Origin of the sequence: Photobacterium minamisatsumaniensis (genome assembly GCF_050336695.1) — a bacterium.
In the GTDB taxonomy this organism is placed as follows: domain Bacteria; phylum Pseudomonadota; class Gammaproteobacteria; order Enterobacterales; family Vibrionaceae; genus Photobacterium; species Photobacterium minamisatsumaniensis.
In genome coordinates, this window is record NZ_JAKJSI010000022.1 from 64,985 (window position 1) to 89,521 (window position 24,537).

The window sequence follows — 24,537 nt, forward strand, 5'->3', positions numbered from 1 at the left end:
CATGTTGAAAAACCGAAAGCTTCTGATAGTACCAGCGGTTCTGCTTGGTGTACTGATATTGGTGCTGGCCATTAAGTTACGTCCTTCCCCGGAAGTTAAGCCTGCACTCGAGCGGGCTCGCGTGGTTGATGTTATCAGCTTACAGCAGCAATCAATTGCGCCAGAAGCGGCTGGCTTTGGCCGTGTCGCCCCGAAAGTTGAATGGTTGGCAATTGCCGAGGTCTCGGGGAAAGTCGTCTATCGACACCCTGATTTAAATAAAGGCCGTGTATTAGATGCAGGCACAGTACTGCTAAAAATTGATCCGCTGGACTACGAATTACTGTTGGCACAAGCAAAGGCTGATGTCAGTGCGAGTCAGGCTCAACTCGCTAAATTAGCCCAAGAAGAGCAGAACCTTAAAACGACGCTTAAAATTGAAAAAAACCGTTTAGCGATCAGCCGAAAAGAGTTAGCCCGTAAACAAGAGCTACGCGTAAAAGGGCTGACATCACAATCAGCAGTTGATTTAGAACAGCAGAATACTTTATCAAATCAAAAGGCTGTACAAGACATTGAAAATCAGCTCATTATCTTACCGAATGAAAGAAAGGTAACAGTCGCCCAGTTTGAAGTGAATCAATCTAGAGTGACTGAAGCGGAAAGATCGCTGGAGAAAACGGTGATCACCTTGCCCATTGATGCAAGGATATCGAGTGTTGATATCGAACAAGATCAAGTCGTAAACAGCCAACAAACAATGGTGATGGCGCATGGTATCGATATGGTAGAGATCGATGCGCAGATCGCACTGCATGATATGCAAGTATTAGCGTCCAGTTTAACGCAATATACGGCTCACGCAGACGGTCGCCCTCGAGCCGACCAACTGGATTTAAGTGCCAATATTCAATTGTCTAGTGGGGACTTCGTGCAGCAGTGGCCTGCGAAAGTTGCCAGGATCAGCGACACAGTTAATGCCAATCAAGCGACGGTTGGGGTGATTTTAGAGGTCGTTCAGGATTATAGTCAGTTATCCCCAGAGACTGCGCCGCCCCTGGTAAACGGTATGTTTGTTGAAGCAAAACTGTCGGGGCAAAAGAACCCTCATTGGGTGATCCCTGAACGAGCGTTGCATGGTGATAAAGTCTACTTGGTTGAAAGTGATAGTAGCCTGAAAATTCAACCCGTTACCGTGCTTTTTCGTCGAGGCGGGCAAGTGGCTATTAGTGGTGATCTAGCTTCAGGAGTACAGCTTGTACTCAATGATCTCTTGCCTGCAGTTGCGGGCATGGCATTAAAGGTCATTACCCTTGACGGAAAATCGATTGAAATGGCGACAGAGCAGGAGCCGGAATCATGATTCGGTATTTCTCTCGTCATCCGACAGCCGCTAACTTAATGATGCTGGCTCTATTGTTATTGGGCCTAGTTTCATTACCTGAGATTAAACGTGAAACGTTTCCTGAATTTGCACCGCCTTATATTATTGCCTCGGTTGTCTATCCAGGCGCTTCGCCACAAGAAGTGGAAGAAAGCATCTGTATGCGGATGGAAGATGCCGTTGATGGATTAGCCAATATTGTTGAAACTCGTTGTGAGGCTGTGGAAGGTTCTGCATCGCTGATCCTTAAGCTGGCCAACAGTGATGTGGTTTCGCGAATGTTGGTAGATGTACAAACCCAGATCAATGCAATCAACGACTTTCCGGCAGAAATTGAATCGCCGATGGTTCGAGAGTTAGACTGGAATGAACCTGTTGTTGATGTGGCGATTAAAGCCGACACGAGTCTGCCACACTTAAAAGCTTATGCAGAGCAGTTAAAGCGCACTCTAAAACTCGATTATGGGGTGTCGTTGGTAGAGGTTAGTGGTTTTTCTGATCATCAGCTGAGAGTTGAACTCGATGAGGTCGCGATTCGCCAGCTGGGACTCAGTGTTAGTGAAATTGCGGATAGACTCAGCCGTCAAAATATCAAGTTGCCAAGTGGTAATATCGAGCTTGCCGACCGTAACTTACTGCTCCGTTTTGATGAGCAAAAAATCACACCTGATACCATCGCGCGTACTGTTATCGGTGCCGATACCCTCGGCGCCGTGATCCGTCTTGGTGATGTAGCAACCATCACTGACCGTTTCGCCCTTGATGAACAAAAAGTGTTGTTTGATGGGGTGCCATCAGCAATGTTGCGGATCAGTAAAAATAAATCAGACGATGCCCTGAGGATCAAAGAGCGGGTCGCCGCGTTTGTTGAAGCAGAAAATCAACATGCTCCGACGGGGGTAACATTAACGCTGACCAACGATCTGTCTTCACTATTGTGGGATCGTCTAACCATGATGGTCAAAAATGGTTGGCAAGGGGTTGTTTTAGTTTTTGCCGTTATGTGGTTGTTCTTCTCGTTCCGCTATTCGTTCTGGATTGCGGCAGGGCTGCCCGTTGCTTTCCTTGGCAGCATGTATTTGATGGCAACGTTTTCCTTATCGATCAATATTATGTCTTTGGTTGGCTTATTAATGGCCATCGGGATCATGATGGATGATGCGATAGTGATCTCTGAGTCAATTGCATCGCATATTGATCGAGGGCAAAAGATCCAAGATGCCGTGTATAACGGCGTGAAAAAGGTATTACCAGGCGTCGTGTCATCTTTTCTTACGACCATTTGTATTTTTGGTAGTTTGATCTTTCTTGATGGGGAGATGGGGGCGGTGCTTAGAGTCGTACCGCAGGTGCTCATTCTGGTGTTATCGATCAGTTTAGTCGAAGCTTTCCTCATTTTACCTAGCCACTTAAGCCACTCTCTGAAGCGCCAATCACAAGAAAACCAGCCCCCTAAATGGAAGCAGCGTTTTCTTGCGCGATTTGATCGCTTTCGGAATGAACAACTGGTTCGAATGGTGACGGCTGTTGTCCAGTGGCGCTATTTGTTTGTGGGCGGTGTCATTGGTTTATTGTTTGCGTCATTTGCTTTGTTAGCGGGAGGCGGGCTGAAGTTTGTGGGTTTTCCAGAACTGGATGGCGATATTGCTGAGGCGAGGATCATTTTACCGCCAGGGTCGACCTTAAGCCAAACGGAAATGGTGGTGGCTGAAATTGTGGACTCGGCCAAACGGGTTGGTGATGAGTGGAGCGAGCGTAATGAAGGCGGTACGGCGCTCGTTAAAAATATTACCGAGCAATTTAATTTCAATGCAGACGCTGATGAAAATGGTCCACATGTCGCGACGATTAGGCTGGATTTGCTTAGCGCTGAAACTCGAAAAAGTCTGGTTGATGATTTTATCGATGCATGGCGAGAAGATGTTGGAGAATTAGCAGCACCTGTTGCCTTGGTGTTTAAGCAACCAGCCATGGGGCCGGGGGGGCGTGCAATCGAAGTACGCATGCAGCATGACGATCTGGCGATGCTTAAATCGGCGTCGATTGATACTCAGCAGTTCTTCAATGAATTCGAGGGGGTTTCTGGGGTACTGGATGATATGCGGATGGGGAAACCCGAAGTGTTAATTCGGCTGCGCCCGGGGGCAGAATCATTCGGTGTTGATGGTCAAATGATCGCTTCACAGTTGCGGGCGGCGTATTTCGGTCAAACTGCTGATGAAATTCAAATTGGACCCGAAAATATTGAAATCGAAGTGATGTTCAATAAAGAAAAGGCGGGAAATTTACAGACGCTGACGAGTTTTCCCATTGTATTGTCAGATGGTAGCCAGATCCCACTTGCTTCGATTGCGATTTTAGAGCATCAACGAAATTATGTTCGTATCCAACGAATTAACGGCCTGCGTACACTCAGTGTTTATGGTGACTTACAAGAGAGCGTGATTAGCTCTGGTGAAGTACTCAATCAATTTAAAACAAAACTGATGCCGAAGTTGAAACAACAATATCCTGGGCTTCGATTCGATTTTGAAGGCGCGGCTAAAGATACAGCTGAAACAGGGCAATCAATGGCGACGGGCTTTATGCTTGGGATCTTTGGGGTGTTTGTGATCTTGAGCTTTCAATTTAGAAGCTACCTTGAGCCTTTTGTGGTCTTACTTGCCATTCCATTAGCTCTAATTGGGGTTTTTTGGGGGCACTGGTTATTGGGCCATCCGTTGAGTATGCCGAGTATGATGGGTTTTGTGTCACTGGCTGGTGTGGTCGTGAATGACTCTATTTTATTGGTGCAATATATCCGCCATCACCTTGATGAGGGAGACGATATACAGCGCGCGGTTGTGCAGGCAAGCCGAGAGCGATTCCGAGCCGTATTCTTGACATCATTGACCACCGCAGCAGGGTTACTGCCGTTGATGCTAGAAACGAGTTTACAAGCGCAGGTGATCAAACCTTTGGTGATTTCAATTGTATTTGGCATCTTCACCTCGACCTTGTTGGTTTTGTTTATGATCCCTGCGGCTTATGTCATTTTGGCTGATTTTAAATTGATCCATAAGCATGAAAAGTTAGCTGCTGTTTAACGGTTTTATTTAACTTAAGTCTTTAGCGGCTATCAGGGTATCCCCTGATAGCCATTGTCATTATCCTTCCTCTAAACCTTCACTACGCTGTCATATCGTTTTTCTAATCTGAGCATAAATCAATCAGACAGGATCCGATCATGATCGTACTAGCTCCGATTCAGCGCTTAGATTTTGCATTCTCGGCATTATGCCTTTGTCACCGATTTAATCATCAAGTCGCCCGGATCAGTCGAGCGATATCCCATACCGGAGACGGCCACCTTTATATTGTCTTTGGGGTATTGGTCTGGGTACTTGATCCACTGCAAGGGCACCAAGTCCTAAAAGTGGGGCTAATGGCATTTGCTCTTGAGCTTCCGGTGTATTTACTGCTGAAAAACAGTTTTAAGCGCTCTAGGCCTAAAACGTTTCCCAGTTTCATACAGCCGTCAGATAAATACAGCTTACCCTCAGGGCATACTGCTGCTGCATTTGTAATGGCATCTTTGATCACCTCATTTTATCCAGAGTGTGCTTGGTTTATTTGGCCTTGGGCGGTTGCGATTGGATTTTCGAGGGTGTTGCTTGGGGTGCATTACTTAAGTGATATTTTTGTTGGGGCACTGCTTGGTGTTGTGTGCTTTGAATTGGTTAGTTTGGCATAGGTGGCAACGATGAAAATTCTATATGGTGTACAAGGCACGGGCAATGGACATATCTCTCGGGCGCGAGAAATGGCTCGCGCATTGGGTGAGGTCGGCGCTGAGGTTGATTTCCTGTTTTCAGGCCGAGCGGAAGATCAGTATTTCGACATGGATTGCTTTGGAGATTACCAAACACGACGAGGGCTAACGTTCGTGACTGAAGACGGTCAATTGAATCAATGGAAGACGCTAACGCAGAATCGCCCATTGTCATTATTTAGGGACGTACAAAAGCTTGATTTATCGAGTTATGACTTAGTGCTTAATGATTTTGAACCTGTTTCGGCATGGGCTGCTCGTCGACAGAAGGTACACTGTATTAGTCTGAGTCATCAAAATGCTTTTCTTCACGATGTGCCGAAGGTTGAAGAGCGCTGGAGCGACCGTTTGATCACCCGCTATTTTGCCCCATCGTCATTGCAACTAGGGGTACATTGGTATCACTTTAATCACATGATTTTGCCGCCAATTGTCCCTTCAAGTGAGCATGCGATAATTAATGATGGCTCAATATTAGTTTATTTACCTTTTGAGCGTCTCGATACCGTTCTTCATCTACTCACTCGATTTAATGAAACTAAATTCTATTGCTTTCACCCAGAAGCAAAACAAGATGAAGAGTATAACAATGTAAGTGTTCGCCAACTGCACCGTGAGCATTTTCATCATCATTTACATACTTGTAGTGGTGTTATTGGTAATGGTGGCTTCGAGTTGCCTTCAGAGGCAATAAGCCTTGGGAAAAAGTTATTGTTAAAGCCATTGCATGGTCAGTATGAGCAACAGAGCAATGTGATGACTTTAGAATTGATGGGGTTAGCACAATCTATGCAATATTTATCGCCATCATCAGTTCGAAATTGGCTGGATAGTAAGCCGGTCGGGCACGTTAATATTCCTAATGTCGCAACGGCGGTGGCTAAATGGTTAATGGCAGGTGACTGGTATCACTGTGATGAATTATGGCAACAGCTTTGGTCACAAGTTGAATTCCCTGAAACTGTCGAAGATGCGGTACTGGAAATCCCTCCCGTAAGAGGTGAAATTCGACATCGAACATTAATCACTGGGAGTTATTAAATCTCTTTTTAAGAAGAAAAAGGGGGGCTTAAGTGCTGAAGGTGCGAGCGATTTAACGCGTACAAAGCACTTATAATTATACCTTTATTTTATTTATAGATATTTTAGAACGTTTTACATGTGACTTAATGCTTTGATATCTAAGTGTTTGTATTCTGAATTCACGTTTTCATATGACACTGTTAGTTTTTACTCGTACCCGCCTATTTATTTCATCAATCTATTTGGACAATACTTGCCTCTCCCATCATGGGAAACAGTCTTCAGGGCTTTGGATGAGCTCTATTATTTATTGGTGGCATTATGGATTTTGCCCTAACAATTCGTTCAGATTAGAGGCAAAAACATGGCTCGAAGAAGCTCTTCTATTCACTCCGCTGATGGTTATAGTTTGGAATCAAACTTGCGTAGCGTTGACTTAAATTTATTGACTGTCTTTGATGCCGTCATGCAAGAACAGAACATTACTCGAGCAGCTCATAGCTTAGGTATGTCGCAACCCGCAGTGAGCAATGCCGTTGCTCGCCTGAAGGTCATGTTTAACGATGAACTGTTCATCCGCCATGGTCGTGGTATTCAACCTACCCAGCGTGCGAAACAGCTGTTTGGCCCGCTACGTCAAGCGCTTCAGTTAGTGAAAAACGAGTTACCGTCATCGATTTTCTCACCAGAGACATCGACACGGACCTTTAAGTTAGCCATTTGTAGCCCTTCGGATATGCGCTTTGCTCCGCGCATATTGCGTAATGTTTCCGATCAAGCGCCGCACTTACGCATGCAATTAGAAGCTGAGTTTGATGCTGAACTAACGCAAAAAATGCGCTATCAGGAAATTGACTTTGTTATCGACTATGTTCGTTTCGATGAACCGGGTTTCTGCAGTACCGAACTGTTTAGCGATGAACTTGTCGTGATAGCAGCAGGTAACCACCCTCGTCTTGGTAATACGATTTCAGAGTCTGAGTTTGCAACAGAAAAACACGCGGTCATGAAATCTATTCCGGGCGTCAAAATGTTTGCTGACCATATCTATAAGCAGCACGTGACTTACCAAGAAGCATACCAAGGTGCTAGCTTAAGCAATATTATTTACGTCGCTGGCCAGTCTGACTTGATTGCTGTCGTTCCTCGTTGGTTAGCGGAATCAGCCGCTAGCAATCAACAGCTTAAAATCATGGCTCTCCCATTCTCAGGTGCTAAAATCAGTGGTTACTTAAGCTGGCATGACTCTTCACAAAAGGATAAAGGACATATCTGGATGCGTGATCAGTTACTGGAAGTATGCGGTAATAGCTCACATTAATCAGCGAAATAAGCCAGCGGAAGCTGGCTTTTTTATATTGGTAGCACAATATTAAATACTATAATTAAGGGTGTTAGATTCTTTAAATCGAATACTTACCCCTGTATTACGTACTTCCTTACATTTTGTAGTGTTTATATTACATCTCGTAAATCCCTTGTAATTAAAGGGATTGTTCTGGAGGTCATACCAGAAAAATGACGAAATTGTGAGGTTACGTAGTTGCCTTTTTCCACGTCAACGGTATATTCGCTGCAGAATAAGCTTACAGGTGTAAGCTAAATTGGCAGAGTAGTTATGGCTAAACGTGAATTTCATATTGTTAACAGAGTTCGTACCCAAATTGCCCGCTTAGGCGATAGGGTTGCATTACGTCATCAGGTTGATGGTCAGTGGCAAGATATTAGCTGGTCTGAGTTTGGTGGTGAAATCCATCAACTTGCTTTAGCAATGCTAGAGCATGGGTTAAAAGTTCAAGACAAGGTCGGTATTTTCTCTAATAACATGCCGCGTTGGACTGTGACAGACTTTGCTTCACTGTATAACCGCGCCGTAACTGTCCCAATTTATCCAACAAATACGCCTCAACAGGCTGCATACATCATAAATGATGCAGATATCCGCATTCTATTCGTGGGTGAACAAGAGCAGCTGGATGCGGCTTTAGCCGTGTCTGCAGATTGTCCTCAGCTAGAACGTATCGTGGTAATGGCGAACGATGCTCAATTAACAGAGCATCCGTTAGTCGTTAGCTATGACGAATTTGTTGCTAATGGTAATGAGCAGTTTGAAGCCGAGTTAAGCCAGCGCCTTGATGATATGGCAATGGATGATCTACTCACCTTTATCTATACCTCCGGTACAACAGGCACGCCGAAAGGGGTGATGTTGGATTATGCGAACATCGGCTCACAGCTTGAAGGTCATGATCAGAATCTTGCCCTTGATGAAGGCGATGTTTCCTTATGTTTTCTTCCGCTATCTCATGTATTCGAACGGGCTTGGACATTCTATGTACTACACCGAGGCGGGGTAAACTGCTATTTATCTGATACGAACTTATTGAAAGAAGCACTGGCGGAAATCAAGCCGAATGTGATGGCTGCAGTGCCTCGTGTCTATGAAAAAATTTATTCTGGTGTACATGACAAGGTGTCCCGTGCTCCGGTTCACCGCAAAGCCATTTTTACATGGGCTGTGAATATGGGCGCACGTATGGCTTTGGCAAAACAAGAATGCCGCGAGCCGTCTTGGATGCTGAAAAAAAGCCATGCACTGGCAGACAAAATGGTGCTGTCTAAGCTTCGTGCCTTGCTTGGTGGTCGCATTAAATTTATGCCATGTGGTGGCGCTAAGCTTGACGAGAGCATTGGCCGTTTCTTCCACGCCATTGGTATTAACGTTAAGTTAGGCTACGGCATGACAGAAACCACAGCAACGGTTTCATGCTGGGATGATAAATGCTTCAACCCTGATTCGATTGGTATGACAATGCCTGGCGCTGAAGTGAAAATTGGCGAGAACAATGAGATTTTAGTCCGTGGCCCGATGGTCATGCGTGGCTACTACAATATGCCTGAAGAAACTGCCAATAACTTCACGGAAGACGGTTTCTTGAAAACAGGTGATGCTGGTCATATTGATGAAAATGGTAACTTGTTTATTACCGATCGCATTAAAGAGTTGATGAAAACCTCTGGTGGTAAGTACATTGCCCCGCAGGTGATTGAAGGCGCCATTGGTAAAGATCACTTTATTGAACAAATCGCCGTTGTTGCAGATACCCGTAAATTTGTATCAGCGTTGATTGTTCCTTGTTTTGAAACGCTTGAAGAACATGCACGTGAGCTGAACATCAAATATAAAGATCGTTTAGAGCTAGTGAAGCATAGCCAGATCGTTGAGCTGATTGAAAAGCGTGTGATTGAGCTACAAAAAGATCTCGCTCGCTTTGAGCAGGTGAAGAAGTTCACCTTGCTACCAAGTGCCTTTTCGATGGATAAAGGCGAGTTAACACCAACGCAAAAGCTACGTCGTAAAGTAATTCAAGATCGCTACCATCAGGAAATTGAGCACATGTACGAAGAGAGCCATAAAAAAGCGTCGCGTTAATCACCATTGCGCAGTAATCATAAAGGGAGCCTCGAGGCTCCCTTTTTAATATCCACATCGAGATTTTCATACTTCCCTTCTTAACAGCCCTTCCTTGAAGGACTGACCAGTTAATACTGCTTATTACTGCCCATTATTTAGATTAACTTACTGTTCTGCCGTTTTGGTTCATCATGATCTTGATGAATATTTATCCATTTTAGATGATCACTTTTAACTGCTTCTAGGCGATAGACTTGATTGATGTAAAAGCGTTACAGTTGTTGCAGTTTATTGTGGTTTGTTACTACCAACCACTGATGACATAGCATGAAAACGCGATTCGATTTCATTATTAGGCTAAAAATAAGCCCTAACTATGTTATATCAACCTGTATAGCTAATTGGTGAGTGGGAACACCCATCACGACGACAAGAGTAATATTGCTTGGTCGTTTATCTTGAATGCTGAATCTGTACAATCCATGCAGGGTAAAGCTGATGCTCTCCTCCGGAGTATCGAGTTGAAGCTCTGGCCTCAGAAAAGCGTATCGGGATGAATTAGCTATACAGGGTGATATACACAACCTGGAGGCAGAAATATGGAAATGTTGTCCGGCGCCGATATGATTGTTCGTTCAATGATCGATCAAGGCGTAAAGCATATCTTCGGATACCCTGGTGGCTCGGTATTGGATATTTACGATGCGCTGCATGAGAAAAGCGATATCGAACATGTCCTCGTTCGCCATGAACAAGCAGCAGTACACATGGCTGATGGCTATGCGCGTGCTACTGGCGATGTAGGTGTTGTACTTGTTACCTCAGGCCCTGGGGCAACCAATGCAATTACTGGCATTGCGACCGCCTACATGGACTCCATTCCTATGGTTGTCTTTTCTGGTCAGGTCATGAGCAACCTGATTGGTAATGACGCCTTCCAAGAGTGTGACATGGTGGGGATCTCCCGTCCCGTTGTGAAACATAGCTTTTTGGTGAAAAAGCCAGAAGACATTCCTGAAATTATTAAAAAAGCATTCTATATCGCTGCAAGTGGCCGCCCTGGCCCTGTGGTTATTGATATTCCCAAAGATATGCTGAACCCTGCTGAGACATACCCTTATAAGTACCCTGAAGCCATCGCGATGCGATCGTACAACCCGACGACCAATGGTCATAAAGGGCAGATCAAACGTGGCTTGAAGGCACTGCTAGGTGCTAAAAAACCAGTATTGTATGTTGGTGGTGGTGCCATCATGGCGGAATGTGGTCCACAGTTGCTGAAGTTGGCTGAAACGCTGAACATACCGGTGGTGAATACCTTGATGGGGCTTGGTGCTTTTCCGGGAACCCACAAGAATTGTCTTGGCATGCTTGGTATGCACGGCACCTACGAAGCCAATATGGCGATGCATAATTCGGATCTGATCTTTGGTATCGGGGTGCGTTTTGACGACCGTACAACCAATAACGTCGAGAAGTACTGTCCGAATGCAACCATCATGCATATTGATGTCGATCCATCGTCTATTTCTAAAACCATCGCAGTTGATATTCCTATCGTTGGCTCGGCTGATACTGTGCTTAACGGCATGATAAAAATGCTTGAAGAGCAAAATAGCGAGAACGATAAAGCGGCAATTGATAGCTGGTGGAGTGAAGTGGAATCTTGGCGCTCTCGTCAATGCTTAAATTATGCAACTGATAACGAGCGAATTAAGCCACAACAGGTCATTGAAGTGCTGCATAAATTGACCAATGGTGATGCTTACGTTGCGTCTGATGTTGGCCAGCATCAAATGTTTGCCGCTCTGTATTACCCGTTTGATAAGCCACGTCGTTGGATTAATTCTGGCGGCTTAGGCACCATGGGTTTCGGTTTACCTGCGGCAATGGGAGTGAAGTTTGCACTCCCAGATGCAGAAGTTGTGTGTGTAACGGGTGATGGCAGTATCCAAATGAACATTCAGGAGCTTTCTACTGCGTTGCAATATGATATTCCAGTGAAGATCATCAACTTGAATAACCGCTTCCTAGGCATGGTAAAGCAATGGCAAGACATGATTTATCAAGGTCGCCATTCCCATTCTTATATGGATTCAGTGCCTGACTTTGCCGCAATCGCTGAAGCTTATGGCCACGTGGGAGTACGCATTTCGGATCCGAAAGAGCTTGAAGGTGAGCTGGAGAAAGCATTGGCTCTGAAAGATAAATTGGTATTTATCGATATCAGCATAGATGAAACTGAGCATGTATACCCAATGTTGATCCGCGGTGGTTCAATGAGTGAAATGTGGTTAAGTAAAACGGAGAGAACATAATGCGCAGAATTGTATCAGTACTCTTAGAAAACGAATCTGGCGCGTTATCTCGAGTGGTTGGGTTGTTTTCTCAGCGAGGGTATAACATTGAATCATTAACCGTTGCGCCTACGGATGATCCGACATTATCACGCTTGAATATTACCACCCAAGTTGAAGATGATGCGGCATTAGAGCAAATCGAAAAGCAGCTGCATAAGCTGATCGATATACTGAAGGTGAGTAATATCACTGAAAGTGAACATGTCGAACGTGAACTGATGCTGGTGAAAGTGAAAGCCAACGGTTTTGCCCGTGCTGAGGTCAAACGAACTGCCGATATTTTCCGTGGTCAGATAGTCGATGTCACCAGCCAGATTTATACCATTCAGCTCGCCGGTACGAGTGACAAGCTCGATGCATTTATCTCTGCCGTTAGTGAGGCTACAGATATTCTAGAAGTTGCCAGAAGTGGTGTGGTCGGTATTGCTCGCGGCGAAAGAGCGCTAAAAGCGTAAACTATACTTCAAATGGCTTGTATAAAACCCCAGTGTTACTGACTCTGGGGTTTTTTTATTGCTTGTACTGAACTCAATACGCAATCCAACGGAAAATGGCACCTTATTAGACTAAAGTCTAATAAGGTTTGTGCTGTTCAATGTTGTTGCGTTCAAAGTGACGTATAGGGGAAAGCCATGAATGAAAAGTTTGTCGCGAGATTAACGGTATTAAGTTTATTTTTACTCGGGTTCAATGTGAATGCGCTGTATTTTTTATTGGCAGTACTGCTGTTAAACACTCATCATAAAGAAATATTTTGGTAACCGAACTTAAGCCTTGAATCATAGGTGAGCTTTGATCATTTCCATAGCCCGCAATGAGTGCTTACTAAACAGTTCGAGTGCTCGGTCAGTGTTTTTCTCAAGTACCGCCTTCATCATCGCGTCATGCTCACCGTTATCGTGATAGCGCTCTTCGTAAGTACGGTGCTGGCTAACCCAAATATGACGGTAGCGTTCAATCTGTTCGTAAACGTCTCGGTATAGCCCTAATAGTGTTGGGGATTGGCTGCCTGAAAGTAGCGCAAGGTGAAATTCACTATGGCGTTGCTCCCACTCGTTAAAGTTTGTATCAGGCTCTGCTGGGTTTATTCGGTTGAGTTTATGGCAGCTGGTTAATATCTCTAATTCCCACGCCTCACCTCCCTTGGCAATCGCCCGTTGCAACAGGATTTTTGATAACTCTTGGCTGGTATCATAGAGATCTTCTAGTTCAGCGACTGAAACCGGAGACACCCAACACCCTTTCTGAGGGGCGAAATTAACATACCTGCGCCAAGACAGTTGAACAAGCGCTTCTCGTATTGGTGAAGCACCAACGTTGTACTGCATTTTAAGCTCGGCGACGACTAACTTTTGCCCAGGAAGTAACGCACCACTTAAGATGTCTTGACGGATCATTTCCATGACTTTATTGGTTAAGGTTGGGCTAGACACTGCATTCCTCACTGTGCTTCTTAAGTATTCAAATGGATCGAGCGATATTCCCTGTAGGAATGCGCGGTTTTTGAGTATACCGTTGATGAAAATGAACAGCGAATGCTAGGTATCAGATTTGTGAGTAGTTACCACGGAATAGGGCGAAGTTTGGTAGAAAAAGGGCATAAAAAAACGGAAGCCAAAGGCTTCCGTTTATAGTATTTGTCTCTAACAGTCTGTCTTACAGTACGTGTACAGAAGCAGTGTTAGTTGTACCTGAAGCAACTAGAGCGCCAGATACCATAACAACGATATCGCCTTTAACGCCTAGGCCAGTTTTTAGAGCAATTTCTTTGCCGTGAGCGTAGAACGCGTCAGTGTTGTCGATAGACTCAACAACAACTGGAGTAACGCCTTTTGTAAGAACTAGCTGTGCAGCTGTCTTAGTGTTAGTCGTTACGGCGATGATGTTTGCCGTTGGGAAGTACTTACGTACTGAACGTGCAGACTTACCAGCTTCAGTTGCAACAACGATTAGTGGAGCAGCTAGTTTCTCAGCTGTGTCTACCGCACCTTTACATACTGCTTCAGTAATACGTAGGCGTGGGCTGTCAAGGCGAGAACCTAGTTCAGCTTTTAGCGCACCGTCAGTACGAGAACAGATTTGAGCCATGATAGAAACAGACTCAACAGGGTATTTACCCTTAGCCGTTTCACCAGATAGCATTACTGCATCAGTGCCATCCATTACGGCGTTCGCTACGTCACCCGCTTCTGCACGAGTTGGACGTGGGTTGTTGATCATAGAATCAAGCATCTGAGTTGCGGTGATAACCATCTTACGAGCACGGTTACACTTCTCGATCATCATCTTCTGAGCGAAGATAACTTCTTCAGCTGGGATCTCAACACCTAGGTCACCACGAGCAACCATGATACCGTCAGATAACTCAAGGATTTCGTCGAAGTTGTCAACGCCTTCCTGGTTCTCGATCTTAGAGATGATGTGGATGCTTTCGCCGCCGTTTGCAGTAAGGATCTCACGGATTTCCTTAACGTCAGACGCTTTACGAATGAAAGAAGCCGCAACGAAGTCAACGCCTTGCTCACAACCGAATACTAGGTCAGCTTTATCTTTTTCAGATAGTGCAGGAAGGTTTACTGAAACGCCAGGTAGGTTAACACCTTTGTTTTCACCTAGGTCACCGTTGTTAAGTACTTTACACTTAACGTCAGTTTCTGTGGTTTCTAGTACTTCCATTTCGATCAGGCCGTCGTCAACAAGGATAGTGTTGCCTTTTGCCAGGTCTTTAGCGAAGCCAGGGTAAGTTACCGCTACGCGATCTTGGTTACCGATTACAGAAGTATCAGTTGTGAACGTGAACTCCTGACCAGCTACTAGAGAGAAGTCTTGACCGCCTTCAAGCTTGATAGTACGAATTTCTGGACCTTTAGTGTCTAGAAGAATCGCAAGTTGCTTACCTGTGCTGGCCATTACTTCACGGTAGTTAGTGATGCGTGCAGCATGCTCTTCAAAGTTACCGTGAGAGAAGTTAAGGCGCATTACGTTCATGCCAGCGTCAACTAGCTTAGTAAGCATTTCTACAGATTCTGTTTTAGGTCCAATCGTACATACGATCTTGGTCTTTTTCATTGAGAGTTGTCTCCAGACGAACTTTTACCCAAGGGAAATTTGAATCATAGTGTTATACCTGAAAATGAAGGTTCATTAATGTTGAAGGGCGCCTACAAAATGTGGACTGGCTCAAGCATTTATAACATTCACTCGCAGAACACCGATGATAAGACAAATTTTTTCCAAAAATATTGCTTTACGAAAACATTGATTTGCTTTCGTAAAGTATCTTTCACATCCAATGTAACAAGCAGCTATGTAGAAAGGTACGCTGGTAATGTTAACGTTATATGTCGCCAAGACATAAACAGGGCTAACAAACAAGCAACGTATACTAGCATAGTCGAACTCTTTTATCACCTTGTGATAACGTGCAAGTTTTTTAGCACTGCTTAAAGCGATGGTGAGATTATCTACACATTTCACAGATTTTTTTTGTTTATTATCAATACTTGATTAATTTTTAGTAGTGAAATAAATCAAAAGGGCAAATATTAACCGCTCTTTTGTATGACAAGGAAAAAATGGCGGTATTTTAGTTACACTTGATATGCTCACAGTTGCTCTTTTGTTGGGCTGTAGCAATAGTGGCTAGGTTAATTATCACTATGTGATATGAGTACTTTGTGTGTTATTTCTGCTGGATATACTTTGCTATTCGAATCTTGCCGCGTCTGAATATGCTGTTATCTCTGGCTAATATCAACGATTGAACAGTAAACGTTCATATAGTTCATTGAACTAATTGAGGGTCATTACATGGTTAACAAAGACAATCTATCTGCCTTAGCTAAAAGCCATGCTAGGTACAGAAGAGGTTAAACGAATAATTATCGAGATTGTGGTAAGTCTTTGGAAAGGTTTCACAGTAAGGGAAAATTTGAATTTGCTACACAGCGTTCAGAAATGCAAAAGGCCGAAGTGGTTATTAACCGCTTCGGCCTTTCTATATTTGGTGGCCCCTCCCAGACTTGAACTGGGGACCAAGCGATTATGAGTCGCCTGCTCTAACCACTGAGCTAAGGGGCCAGTGTGTGGGAAATTATATGGGATGGTTTCCAACTTGTCTAGCGAAGAAAGTGGTTGTTTTGTTTGCTTTTTAGGCAGTTAACCCATTTCAATATATAGATAAGTGCAAATTGGGAGGCTGCTATCGATTGAATGACAGGTATAAAAAAACGGATCATGAAATGACCCGTTTTTATTGTGCTTTTCGCTAGGCGAGATTATTCGTCTAGGAAGCTGCGTAGTACGTCTGAACGGCTTGGGTGACGTAGCTTACGTAGTGCTTTTGCTTCGATTTGACGGATACGCTCACGAGTAACGTCGAACTGCTTACCTACTTCCTCTAGGGTGTGGTCAGTGTTCATATCAATACCGAATCGCATACGCAGTACTTTCGCTTCACGTGGCGTAAGGCCAGCAAGTACATCGTTGGTTGCCATGCGCAGGTTAGTTGCCGTAGCAGCATCCATTGGTAGCTGAAGTGTCGTATCTTCAATAAAGTCACCTAGGTGCGAATCTTCATCATCACCGATAGGAGTTTCCATTGAAATTGGTTCTTTAGCAATCTTCAGTACTTTACGGATCTTATCTTCAGGCATCATCATACGTTCAGCCAATTCTTCTGGTAATGGTTCGCGGCCCATTTCCTGAAGCATCTGACGTGAGATACGATTTAGCTTGTTGATGGTTTCAATCATGTGAACAGGGATACGAATTGTACGCGCCTGATCCGCAATTGAACGAGTGATTGCCTGACGGATCCACCACGTTGCGTATGTCGAGAACTTGTAACCACGGCGGTATTCAAATTTATCAACCGCTTTCATTAGACCGATGTTACCTTCCTGGATAAGATCCAAGAACTGTAGACCACGGTTGGTGTACTTTTTAGCAATCGAGATAACCAAACGCAGGTTAGCTTCAACCATTTCTTTCTTAGCACGGCGAGCTTTCGCTTCACCGATAGACATACGACGGCTGATATCTTTAATACGTTCGATTGACAGACCGCTTTCTTCTTCCAATATGCGTAGCTTAAGCGAGGCACGACGAAGATCTTCTTCGTAGTTCTTCATGCGCTCTGCGTATGGCTTACCAGAATTCAGTGCTTCGTCGATCCAGTCGCTTGATGACTCATTACCTGCAAAGTGGCCGACAAAGGTTTTCTTTGGCATTTTAGAGTTATCAACACACATACGCATGATAAGGCGTTCGTTGGTGCGCACTTTATCCATTGATTGACGTAGTGAGCTAACCAGCTTATCGAACTGCTTAGGGATCAGACGGAATTGCTTGAAGATATCTGAAAGCTCTTCAACGGCGATTTCGGTTTTTGGATCTCTACGACCGTGAGTATCGATTGCCAGTGCCATTTTAGCGTAAGATTCACGTAATTCGTTGAATTTCTCACGAGCTAGCTCTGGGTCAATACCTGTGTCTTCTTCTTCCTCATCGTCATCGTCATCTTCAAGATCTTTATCTTCATCTTCAAGATCGGCTTCGCTTAGCTCAGAACCAATGTGCGTTGCCGTTGGTGCTGTTGTCGCTTCTTCATTTGGATCAACAAAACCAGAAATAATGTCAGTTAGGCGAAGCTCTTCTGCTTCAACCTTGTCAAATTGCTCAAGAAGATAGGCAATAGATGTTGGATACTCGGCAACTGAACATTGAACCTGGTTAATACCATCTTCAATGCGCTTTGCGATATCAATTTCGCCTTCACGGGTAAGCAATTCAACAGTACCCATTTCACGCATATACATGCGAACTGGGTCGGTTGTGCGGCCAATTTCGCTTTCAACACTAGAAAGGGCTTGTGCCGCAGCTTCAATCGCGTCTTCGTCCGCATTGTCTTCTGTCATCATCAGTTCATCGGCATCAGGGGCTGTTTCAACCACCTTGATACCCATGTCATTAATCATCTGAATGATGTCTTCCACCTGATCGGAGTCAACGATGTCTTCCGGTAGGTGGTCATTTACTTCGGCGTAGGTCAGATAGCCTTGTTCCTTGCCTTTCGCAACAAGTAACTTTAGCTGTGACTGCGGATTTTGCTCCATAGACGATATCCAACTTAGGGTCTGATTGAGAATGTAGTATGCAGATATGCAAACCAATAATTATAACAAATTTCTTAATTGATGACTACTTACTAGCCGGGACGGTTGAGTATGAGCAACTGCAATTCCCGCTTCTCTTCGACTGATAAGCCGACGGTTCTCGATTTAGCCTGCAACTTTTCTATTTGTTGTTTGACGCACTGGTCTATTACTTTGTCCATTGCGTCGAGAAATACATCCAGAGTATTGTCCTCGTCTTTGACGAGGGGAAGCTCCCAGGCGGCCAATCGGGCCATCATGCCTTCGCTTTTACTTCCTCGCCAGCCCTCTAGTAGCTGACCAGTTTTTATATTGGGGTTAGTTCTACACTTTTCAACTATTGATAACAATAAACTTAGCCCAGCAACGTCTATTCCTTCAAATGCAGCCATATCAAACTCTAGGCTGTTAACAAAATGGGGGTTTTGAACCAGCAGCGCAATCACTTCACGCATGGGTGTACGCTTGATTTCTGGTTGTCCCGCCCTTTTTTGAGTTTCTTTTCCTTGCTTTGAGAGTAGTTGCTGTAACTGAGCCTCGTCAGGTAACCCCAATTTTTTGCCAAGCATCTCACGTAAATATAGACGTAAAGTGCCACCGGGGACTTTATCGATTAGTGGGACAGCCAAAGTACTGAGCTTTGCTTTACCTTCATTGCTGGTCGTGTCGACTTGTTGCAATAGGGTACTGAACATGAAATCTGACAAGTTCATGGCTTCTGTGACTTGTTTTTCAAAGCCTTCTTGCCCGTATTGACGAATATAGGTATCAGGATCTTCACCGTCAGGCAAAAACATGAATTTTAGCTGACGGCCATCATTTAGGTAGGGCAGGGCTTGCTCCATGGCTCGCCATGCGGCATCACGACCAGCTCGGTCGCCATCGTAACAACACACCACCATGCCTGTCTGACGAAACATCATTTGGATGTGATCACCCGTTGTCGCTGTACCCAACGAGGCAACAGCGTAATCAACACCGAATTGGGCTAGTGCGACAACATCCATATAGCCTTCAACGACCAATAGCTTCTCTGGCTCGCGGTGGGCTTGCAGTACTTCATAAAGCCCGTAAAGCTCTCGCCCTTTGTGGAATATAGGGGTTTCCGGTGAGTTGAGATATTTTGGGGTACCATCGCCTAAAACACGGCCACCAAAACCAATGACACGGCCACGGCGGTCATGAATGGGGAACATGACTCGACCACGGAAGCGGTCATAACGTCTGCCGTTGTCATTTTCAATCAGCATGCCTGCGGTGACTAGTGCTTTTTGAGCGTCTAAATCACGGCCGAAGCGGTTACGTACTTGATCCCATTGGTCTGGGACAAAGCCGATGCCAAATTTTTGGACGACTTCACCCGATAAGCCGCGATCTTTTAGGTAATCGATGGCGACTTTACCGTCTTGAGTGCGAAGCTGAGATTGATAGTGCTGGGATATTTGCCCCATCATTTCGTACAGGCCAAGCTTTTCTTGGGTACGGGCGACAGGTTGGCCGCCACCACTCCCTTGCTCGCGCGGTACTTCTAAACCCAGCTGGGATGCGAGCTCATCAATGGCTTCAACAAACTCTAAGCGGTCGAATTCCATGACAAAGTCAAGGACATTACCGTGCGCGCCACAGCCAAAGCAGTGGTAAAACTGTTTTTCTTGGCTGACGGAAAAAGAAGGTGTTTTTTCGTTATGGAATGGGCAGCAAGCACCGAAGTTCTTACCCTGCTTTTTTAGCTTAACCCGTGCGTCGACGATATCGACGATGTCATGTCGTGAGATAAGATCATCGATAAACGTACGAGGGATTTTTCCAGCCATAAAGCAGCATTACCTGAGAAGTCGATAGCAGTGGTTATCAAATCAAAAAGCTATTAGAGAAATAACTGTTTGGTTTGACGTCAGTGTAAAAAGTCTGACAGTAAAATACAAACAAGCCGCGCATTCCTAATGGATAGCACGGCTTGTTGCAGAATTGAGTTAGTTTTAGCCCAGTTTAGCTTTCACTAATTGGCTAACTTTACCCATATCGGCACGACCCTGAATTTGCGGTTTCAGTACACCCATTAGCTTGCCCATGTCTTGCATGCTGGCAGCACCGGTTGTTGCAATGGCTTCATCCAGTAGAGCGGCAACTTCGTCGTCGCTCAATGGTTGAGGCATAAACTCTTCCAGTACGCTAATTTCAGCAAGTTCAACATCTGCAAGGTCTTGACGGTTTGCCGCTTCGTATTGAGAGACAGAGTCACGACGTTGCTTAACCATTTTGGTCAGTACTGCCAACACGTCGTCTTCAGAAAGAGTGATCTTTTCGTCGACTTCACGTTGTTTAATCGCAGCCATCACTAAACGGATAGCACCTAGGCGAGGCTTGTTCTTAGCCTTCATCGCCGCTTTTTGTTCGTCTTTAAGACGTTCAATCAGAGTCATAGCACGTTCCTTCTGTTAATCGTCAGATTAGTACAGGCGAACGCGACGCGCGTTTTCGCGAGCCAATTTCTTCAGGTGACGCTTAACTGCCGCTGCTTTCGCACGCTTACGTACAGTAGTTGGCTTTTCGAAGTGCTCGCGACGACGTACTTCAGAAAGGATACCTGCTTTTTCGCAAGAGCGCTTGAAACGACGTAGTGCTACGTCAAACGGTTCGTTTTCACGTACTTTGATTACTGGCATGTAATACTCACCTCAGAGTGATTCGGTTTAACGCTGACAGTCGAAGAGTGTCAGCTGATTAAAAATGGTGCGAAATTCTAATCTGATTAGGGGGCATTTGTAAAGCATTCTGCAACCCTGAACTGGTTAATTTCTGTCAAGGGCGGTAACATTGCCCTCAATTACCATAAGTATAGAGGTTGTTATGCGTATACTGGGCATCGAAACCTCCTGTGATGAAACAGGTGTGGCCATTTACGATGATGAAAAAGGCCTGTTGGCACATGAACTTTACAGTCAGGTAAAATTACATGCCGATTATGGCGGTGTGGTGCCTGAGTTGGCATCACGCGATCATGTCAAAAAGACCATTCCGTTGATAAAAGCCGCGCTGGCTGATGCTGGTTTAACCCATACAGATCTTGATGGCATTGCGTATACTGCTGGCCCAGGGTTGGTGGGTGCGCTGTTGGTCGGTGCTACCATTGGTCGCAGCCTTGCCTACGCATGGGACTTACCTGCGGTCGCGGTTCACCATATGGAAGGCCATTTATTGGCTCCAATGCTTGAAGATAACCCGCCAGCGTTCCCATTTGTGGCCTTGTTGGTTTCAGGTGGCCATACGATGATGGTTGACGTGAAAGGCATTGGTGAATATCAAATCTTAGGTGAGTCGGTTGATGATGCGGCAGGCGAAGCGTTTGATAAGACCGCGAAGCTTATGGGATTAGATTACCCTGGAGGCCCATTACTGTCGAAACTAGCTGAGAATGGCACACAGGGACGATTTAAGTTCCCACGACCAATGACGGATCGTCCGGGGTTAGACTTTAGCTTTTCAGGCTTAAAAACATTTGCAGCGAACACGATTCGAGCAAATGAGAGCGATGATCAAACGCGTGCTGATATTGCCTTTGCTTTCCAAGAAGCGGTAGTGGATACCTTGGCGATCAAATGTAAGCGTGCGCTAAAGCAAACGGGTTATAAGCGGTTGGTTATTGCTGGTGGTGTAAGTGCAAACAAATACTTACGTCAAGAATTAGCCAAGCTCATGGCCGGTATGAAGGGTGAAGTATTTTATCCGCGTACCGAGTTCTGTACGGATAATGGTGCCATGATTGCTTATGCGGGGATGCAGCGTTTGAAAAACCAGGAAACGATGGATCTTAGCGTAAAAGCTTATCCTCGTTGGCCGATTGATCAACTTAAGCCAATTAAGGATTAAGTTGTAGCGTATTAAGACGGCGCACTTGCTCTGTCGCTAATCTGGATCGGCCTTACTTTTGCGGTGGGGCCGATTTTGTATTGCGGTTAAATCTTTTCCAAATCTTGGTTTCTTTGCCTTCAAGTAAGCGTCTGACATTATCATGATGTCGTAACACGATGAGGCAAGAAAGCATTGACACAGGCATCGTAAACTCGGGCTTAACCCACCAAGTAAAGAGTGGTGCGGCTAAGGCGGTAATGAGCGACGCTAATGATGAGTAGCCGCCAATCAGCACGGCAAATAACCAAGTGCCGATCAACATACCACTGAGATCCCACCCTATTGGCGCTAATGCCCCCAGTGCGGTTGCAACACCCTTGCCGCCTCTGAAGTGAAAAAAGATTGGATAGATATGCCCAAGACAGGCAGCAATGCCGATGAAGCCGAGCATGAAAGGGTTAATCCCCATTAAATAACTTAGCCAAACGGGTAGCATACCTTTCAAAATATCACACAGCAGTACGGCACCGGCAGCACTTCGTCCACCCACCCGCAATACATTGGTAGCGCCTGGGTTACCAGAGCCGGCATCCCGTGGGTCAGGTAAACCATTGAGACGGCAAATCAGTACTGCGCTCGAAATTGAACCCAGGAGATAAGCGCCAATAATGATCAAAAGTACCAGTGGTGTCATGCAAAGTTCCCGCTGCGAACGACGATATTTGTCGATAAAATCCGTTGGCTGAGATTCCGCTTTGGCCGGCATATGGTATAGTGCTAGCCCTTAGCTCATAGGCAACATGATGAGCTTGGAAATCAACGTCATAGTATATCGACGATTACGACCTGATAATACGCGCTTTTGCTCAAATTAGGTATCCGACCTCTAACATTATTAGCGATTGAACATGGATTCAGTATTTATCGAACATCTTGAAGTTATTGCCACCATCGGGGTATATGACTGGGAGCAGGAGATCAAGCAGAAATTAGTGCTTGATTTGGAAATGGCACACGATAATCGCCCTGCGGCCGATAGCGATGACGTTGCTTTTGCACTTGATTATGCATCGGTGAGCGATGCCGTCACTAGCCATATTCAAAATGGCCGCTTTCTTTTGGTAGAACGTGTGGCTGAAGAGATTGCTAGCTTGATCATGGAGCGCTTCTCTGTGCCATGGATCAAAGTAAAAGTCACCAAGCCAGGAGCGGTAGCTAATGCTCGTGGTGTGGGGGTAGTGATAGTTCGAGGCAGCAAGTGACAACGGTTTATATCAGCGTAGGGTCAAACATTGAGCGTGACTACCATATTCAGGCTGCGATGAATGAGCTCGCACTGTTGGGTACGTCGTTTCAGTCTTCAACCCTTTATGAAGCAGAGCCTGTTGGATTTGAAGGGCCGAATTTCTATAACTGTGTGGTTGTCTTTAAAACGTCACTAACGCTCGATACCCTACAAAAGACGCTAAAGCTGCTGGAATTGAACTACGGCCGTTCACCGCAAGCCCAGAAAAATCAGAGTCGAACACTCGACCTTGATATCTTGTTGTATGGTGAGCAGGTTCAGGATATTCATCCAGTACTACCGCGTATTGATATTTATAAATTTGCATTTGTATTACTGCCATTAATGGAACTGTGTCCAGATCAAGCTATCCCTGGCGATGGTCGTACTGTGACAGAGTTATGGCAGTCATTTGATCGCTCACAAGCCCTTTGGCCTGTAGAGCAATTTGTTTGTTAGGGATACTATGAGTTATTTTGAAGCCTTTGTGTTGGCCCTTATTCAAGGGTTAACGGAATTTTTACCGATCTCAAGCTCTGCCCATTTGATTCTACCTTCAGCCATTCTAGGTTGGGATGATCAGGGCTTGGCATTTGATGTTGCGGTACATGTCGGTACGTTGATTGCCGTTATTGCCTATTTTCGAAAAGAAGTTGTTAGCTTGCTGTCGGCTTGGGTCGCTTCGATTTTCAAGAAGCAGCATTCTGCGGAATCAAAGCTAGCATGGATGATAGCGTTAGCGACGATCCCTGCCTGCATCTTCGGTCTGTTTATGAAAGACATCATCGAGATCTACTTACGCTCGGCATGGGTCATTGCTGCAACGACCATCTTCTTTGGTTTGTTATTGTGGTGGGTAGATGTGCGCTCAGCGAAAAAAGATGATGAATATCAGGCTGATTGGAAGCGTTCATTGTTTATTGGTTTAGCGCAAGCGGCGGCTATGATCCCGGGTACTTCTCGCTCTGGTGCAACCATGACAGCGGCACTGTACCTTGGCTTCACCCGCGAAGCGGCAGCTCGTTTTTCATTTTTGATGTCGATTCCTATCATTCTGCTGGCTGGTGGTTACTTAAGTTTAAAAATGGTGACCAGTGGTGCGCCAATTCAACTTGATGCATTAGCGATTGGTGTGGCTGTATCATTTGTCAGTGCTTATGCTTGTATCCATGTATTCCTAAAGCTAGTGACACGTTTAGGCATGTTGCCGTTTGTGATCTACCGCTTGTTACTTGGTGCTGGCTTGATTGTCTTTTTGCTGAGTCAGTAAATA

20 protein-coding genes and 1 tRNA gene are annotated in these 24,537 nt (G+C 45.1%); 13 read left to right on the forward strand and 8 right to left on the reverse strand.

The window, feature by feature from the left end; genetic code table 11:
* The first annotated feature begins 1 nt into the window (after position 1).
* The 9 genes from L4D78_RS12380 to L4D78_RS12420 all read left to right on the forward strand — a co-directional run bounded on the left by L4D78_RS12380 (position 2) and on the right by L4D78_RS12420 (position 12,733).
* A complete protein-coding gene (locus L4D78_RS12380) occupies positions 2–1,342 on the forward strand; it encodes an efflux RND transporter periplasmic adaptor subunit (RefSeq protein ID WP_428467209.1) in 1,341 nt (446 codons plus the stop codon).
* The gene (locus tag L4D78_RS12385; protein ID WP_428467210.1) at positions 1,339–4,449 is read left to right on the forward strand and encodes an efflux RND transporter permease subunit; all 3,111 of its coding nucleotides are present in this window, start codon (positions 1,339–1,341) and stop codon (positions 4,447–4,449) included. The genes L4D78_RS12380 and L4D78_RS12385 overlap by 4 nt, the downstream gene beginning before the upstream one ends.
* Before the next feature lie 140 nt (positions 4,450–4,589).
* Positions 4,590–5,096, forward strand: a complete 507-nt coding sequence (locus tag L4D78_RS12390; RefSeq protein WP_428467211.1) for a phosphatase PAP2 family protein — start codon at positions 4,590–4,592, stop codon at positions 5,094–5,096.
* Positions 5,097–5,105: 9 nt separating this feature from the next.
* The gene (locus L4D78_RS12395) at positions 5,106–6,215 is read left to right on the forward strand and encodes an MJ1255/VC2487 family glycosyltransferase (protein ID WP_428467212.1); all 1,110 of its coding nucleotides are present in this window, start codon (positions 5,106–5,108) and stop codon (positions 6,213–6,215) included.
* 346 nt (positions 6,216–6,561) lie between these two features.
* Positions 6,562–7,518, forward strand: coding sequence for a transcriptional regulator LeuO (gene leuO / locus L4D78_RS12400; RefSeq protein ID WP_428467213.1), 957 nt, complete (start codon positions 6,562–6,564; stop codon positions 7,516–7,518).
* Between the two features lie 297 nt (positions 7,519–7,815).
* Complete coding sequence (locus L4D78_RS12405; RefSeq protein ID WP_428467214.1) at positions 7,816–9,630, forward strand: AMP-dependent synthetase/ligase; 1,815 nt, start codon at positions 7,816–7,818, stop codon at positions 9,628–9,630.
* Between the two features lie 581 nt (positions 9,631–10,211).
* Positions 10,212–11,930, forward strand: coding sequence for an acetolactate synthase 3 large subunit (locus L4D78_RS12410; RefSeq protein ID WP_428467215.1), 1,719 nt, complete (start codon positions 10,212–10,214; stop codon positions 11,928–11,930).
* A complete protein-coding gene (gene ilvN / locus L4D78_RS12415; protein ID WP_428457386.1) occupies positions 11,930–12,427 on the forward strand; it encodes an acetolactate synthase small subunit in 498 nt (165 codons plus the stop codon). Before L4D78_RS12410 ends, ilvN begins: the two co-directional genes overlap by 1 nt.
* A 177-nt stretch (positions 12,428–12,604) precedes the next feature.
* On the forward strand, positions 12,605–12,733 hold the full coding sequence (locus L4D78_RS12420) for a hypothetical protein (RefSeq protein ID WP_428467216.1): 129 nt from the start codon (positions 12,605–12,607) through the stop codon (positions 12,731–12,733).
* Between the two features lie 18 nt (positions 12,734–12,751).
* On the opposite strand, the gene L4D78_RS12425 is transcribed toward L4D78_RS12420, so the two are convergent.
* The 7 genes from L4D78_RS12425 to rpsU all read right to left on the reverse strand — a co-directional run bounded on the left by L4D78_RS12425 (position 12,752) and on the right by rpsU (position 20,793).
* On the reverse strand, positions 12,752–13,375 hold the full coding sequence (locus L4D78_RS12425) for a GntR family transcriptional regulator (RefSeq protein ID WP_428467263.1): 624 nt from the start codon (positions 13,373–13,375) through the stop codon (positions 12,752–12,754).
* 253 nt (positions 13,376–13,628) lie between these two features.
* A complete protein-coding gene (gene pykF / locus L4D78_RS12430; RefSeq protein ID WP_428457384.1) occupies positions 13,629–15,041 on the reverse strand; it encodes a pyruvate kinase PykF in 1,413 nt (470 codons plus the stop codon).
* 935 nt (positions 15,042–15,976) lie between these two features.
* Positions 15,977–16,052: transfer RNA gene (locus L4D78_RS12435), tRNA-Ile, on the reverse strand.
* A gap of 197 nt (positions 16,053–16,249) precedes the next feature.
* Positions 16,250–18,088 (reverse strand): RNA polymerase sigma factor RpoD, encoded by a 1,839-nt coding sequence (gene rpoD / locus L4D78_RS12440; RefSeq protein ID WP_428467217.1) that lies wholly within the window; start codon positions 18,086–18,088, stop codon positions 16,250–16,252.
* 92 nt (positions 18,089–18,180) lie between these two features.
* Complete coding sequence (gene dnaG / locus L4D78_RS12445; protein WP_428467218.1) at positions 18,181–19,941, reverse strand: DNA primase; 1,761 nt, start codon at positions 19,939–19,941, stop codon at positions 18,181–18,183.
* 165 nt (positions 19,942–20,106) lie between these two features.
* A complete protein-coding gene (locus L4D78_RS12450; RefSeq protein ID WP_428467219.1) occupies positions 20,107–20,550 on the reverse strand; it encodes a GatB/YqeY domain-containing protein in 444 nt (147 codons plus the stop codon).
* 27 nt (positions 20,551–20,577) lie between these two features.
* A complete protein-coding gene (gene rpsU, locus L4D78_RS12455; RefSeq protein ID WP_005301411.1) occupies positions 20,578–20,793 on the reverse strand; it encodes a 30S ribosomal protein S21 in 216 nt (71 codons plus the stop codon).
* 184 nt (positions 20,794–20,977) lie between these two features.
* Here rpsU and tsaD point away from each other — a divergent pair, with 184 nt between their 5' ends.
* On the forward strand, positions 20,978–21,997 hold the full coding sequence (gene tsaD / locus L4D78_RS12460) for a tRNA (adenosine(37)-N6)-threonylcarbamoyltransferase complex transferase subunit TsaD (RefSeq protein ID WP_428467220.1): 1,020 nt from the start codon (positions 20,978–20,980) through the stop codon (positions 21,995–21,997).
* 52 nt (positions 21,998–22,049) lie between these two features.
* On the opposite strand, the gene plsY is transcribed toward tsaD, so the two are convergent.
* Positions 22,050–22,673 (reverse strand): glycerol-3-phosphate 1-O-acyltransferase PlsY, encoded by a 624-nt coding sequence (gene plsY, locus L4D78_RS12465; protein WP_428467221.1) that lies wholly within the window; start codon positions 22,671–22,673, stop codon positions 22,050–22,052.
* Between the two features lie 214 nt (positions 22,674–22,887).
* Here plsY and folB point away from each other — a divergent pair, with 214 nt between their 5' ends.
* The 3 genes from folB to L4D78_RS12480 are packed head-to-tail and all read left to right on the forward strand — an operon-like array spanning position 22,888 to position 24,534.
* The gene (folB, locus tag L4D78_RS12470) at positions 22,888–23,241 is read left to right on the forward strand and encodes a dihydroneopterin aldolase (RefSeq protein ID WP_428457378.1); all 354 of its coding nucleotides are present in this window, start codon (positions 22,888–22,890) and stop codon (positions 23,239–23,241) included.
* Positions 23,238–23,723 carry a 2-amino-4-hydroxy-6-hydroxymethyldihydropteridine diphosphokinase gene (gene folK / locus L4D78_RS12475; protein ID WP_428467222.1) on the forward strand — a complete coding sequence of 162 codons (486 nt, stop codon included), beginning with the start codon at positions 23,238–23,240 and terminating at the stop codon, positions 23,721–23,723. The genes folB and folK overlap by 4 nt, the downstream gene beginning before the upstream one ends.
* Before the next feature lie 7 nt (positions 23,724–23,730).
* Positions 23,731–24,534: an undecaprenyl-diphosphate phosphatase gene (locus L4D78_RS12480; RefSeq protein ID WP_428467223.1), complete on the forward strand. Its 804-nt coding sequence runs from the start codon at positions 23,731–23,733 to the stop codon at positions 24,532–24,534.
* The last annotated feature ends 3 nt before the right edge of the window (positions 24,535–24,537 follow it).

Coding starts and splice junctions, on each gene's coding strand:
- L4D78_RS12380 (WP_428467209.1), top strand. CDS start 2: ATGTTGAAAAACCGAAAGCTTCTGATAGTACCAGCGGTTCTGCTTGGT.
- L4D78_RS12385 (WP_428467210.1), top strand. CDS start 1,339: ATGATTCGGTATTTCTCTCGTCATCCGACAGCCGCTAACTTAATGATG.
- L4D78_RS12390 (WP_428467211.1), top strand. CDS start 4,590: ATGATCGTACTAGCTCCGATTCAGCGCTTAGATTTTGCATTCTCGGCA.
- L4D78_RS12395 (WP_428467212.1), top strand. CDS start 5,106: ATGAAAATTCTATATGGTGTACAAGGCACGGGCAATGGACATATCTCT.
- leuO (WP_428467213.1), top strand. CDS start 6,562: ATGGCTCGAAGAAGCTCTTCTATTCACTCCGCTGATGGTTATAGTTTG.
- L4D78_RS12405 (WP_428467214.1), top strand. CDS start 7,816: ATGGCTAAACGTGAATTTCATATTGTTAACAGAGTTCGTACCCAAATT.
- L4D78_RS12410 (WP_428467215.1), top strand. CDS start 10,212: ATGGAAATGTTGTCCGGCGCCGATATGATTGTTCGTTCAATGATCGAT.
- ilvN (WP_428457386.1), top strand. CDS start 11,930: ATGCGCAGAATTGTATCAGTACTCTTAGAAAACGAATCTGGCGCGTTA.
- L4D78_RS12420 (WP_428467216.1), top strand. CDS start 12,605: ATGAATGAAAAGTTTGTCGCGAGATTAACGGTATTAAGTTTATTTTTA.
- L4D78_RS12425 (WP_428467263.1), bottom strand. CDS start 13,375: ATGGAAATGATCCGTCAAGACATCTTAAGTGGTGCGTTACTTCCTGGG.
- pykF (WP_428457384.1), bottom strand. CDS start 15,041: ATGAAAAAGACCAAGATCGTATGTACGATTGGACCTAAAACAGAATCT.
- rpoD (WP_428467217.1), bottom strand. CDS start 18,088: ATGGAGCAAAATCCGCAGTCACAGCTAAAGTTACTTGTTGCGAAAGGC.
- dnaG (WP_428467218.1), bottom strand. CDS start 19,941: ATGGCTGGAAAAATCCCTCGTACGTTTATCGATGATCTTATCTCACGA.
- L4D78_RS12450 (WP_428467219.1), bottom strand. CDS start 20,550: ATGACTCTGATTGAACGTCTTAAAGACGAACAAAAAGCGGCGATGAAG.
- rpsU (WP_005301411.1), bottom strand. CDS start 20,793: ATGCCAGTAATCAAAGTACGTGAAAACGAACCGTTTGACGTAGCACTA.
- tsaD (WP_428467220.1), top strand. CDS start 20,978: ATGCGTATACTGGGCATCGAAACCTCCTGTGATGAAACAGGTGTGGCC.
- plsY (WP_428467221.1), bottom strand. CDS start 22,673: ATGACACCACTGGTACTTTTGATCATTATTGGCGCTTATCTCCTGGGT.
- folB (WP_428457378.1), top strand. CDS start 22,888: ATGGATTCAGTATTTATCGAACATCTTGAAGTTATTGCCACCATCGGG.
- L4D78_RS12480 (WP_428467223.1), top strand. CDS start 23,731: ATGAGTTATTTTGAAGCCTTTGTGTTGGCCCTTATTCAAGGGTTAACG.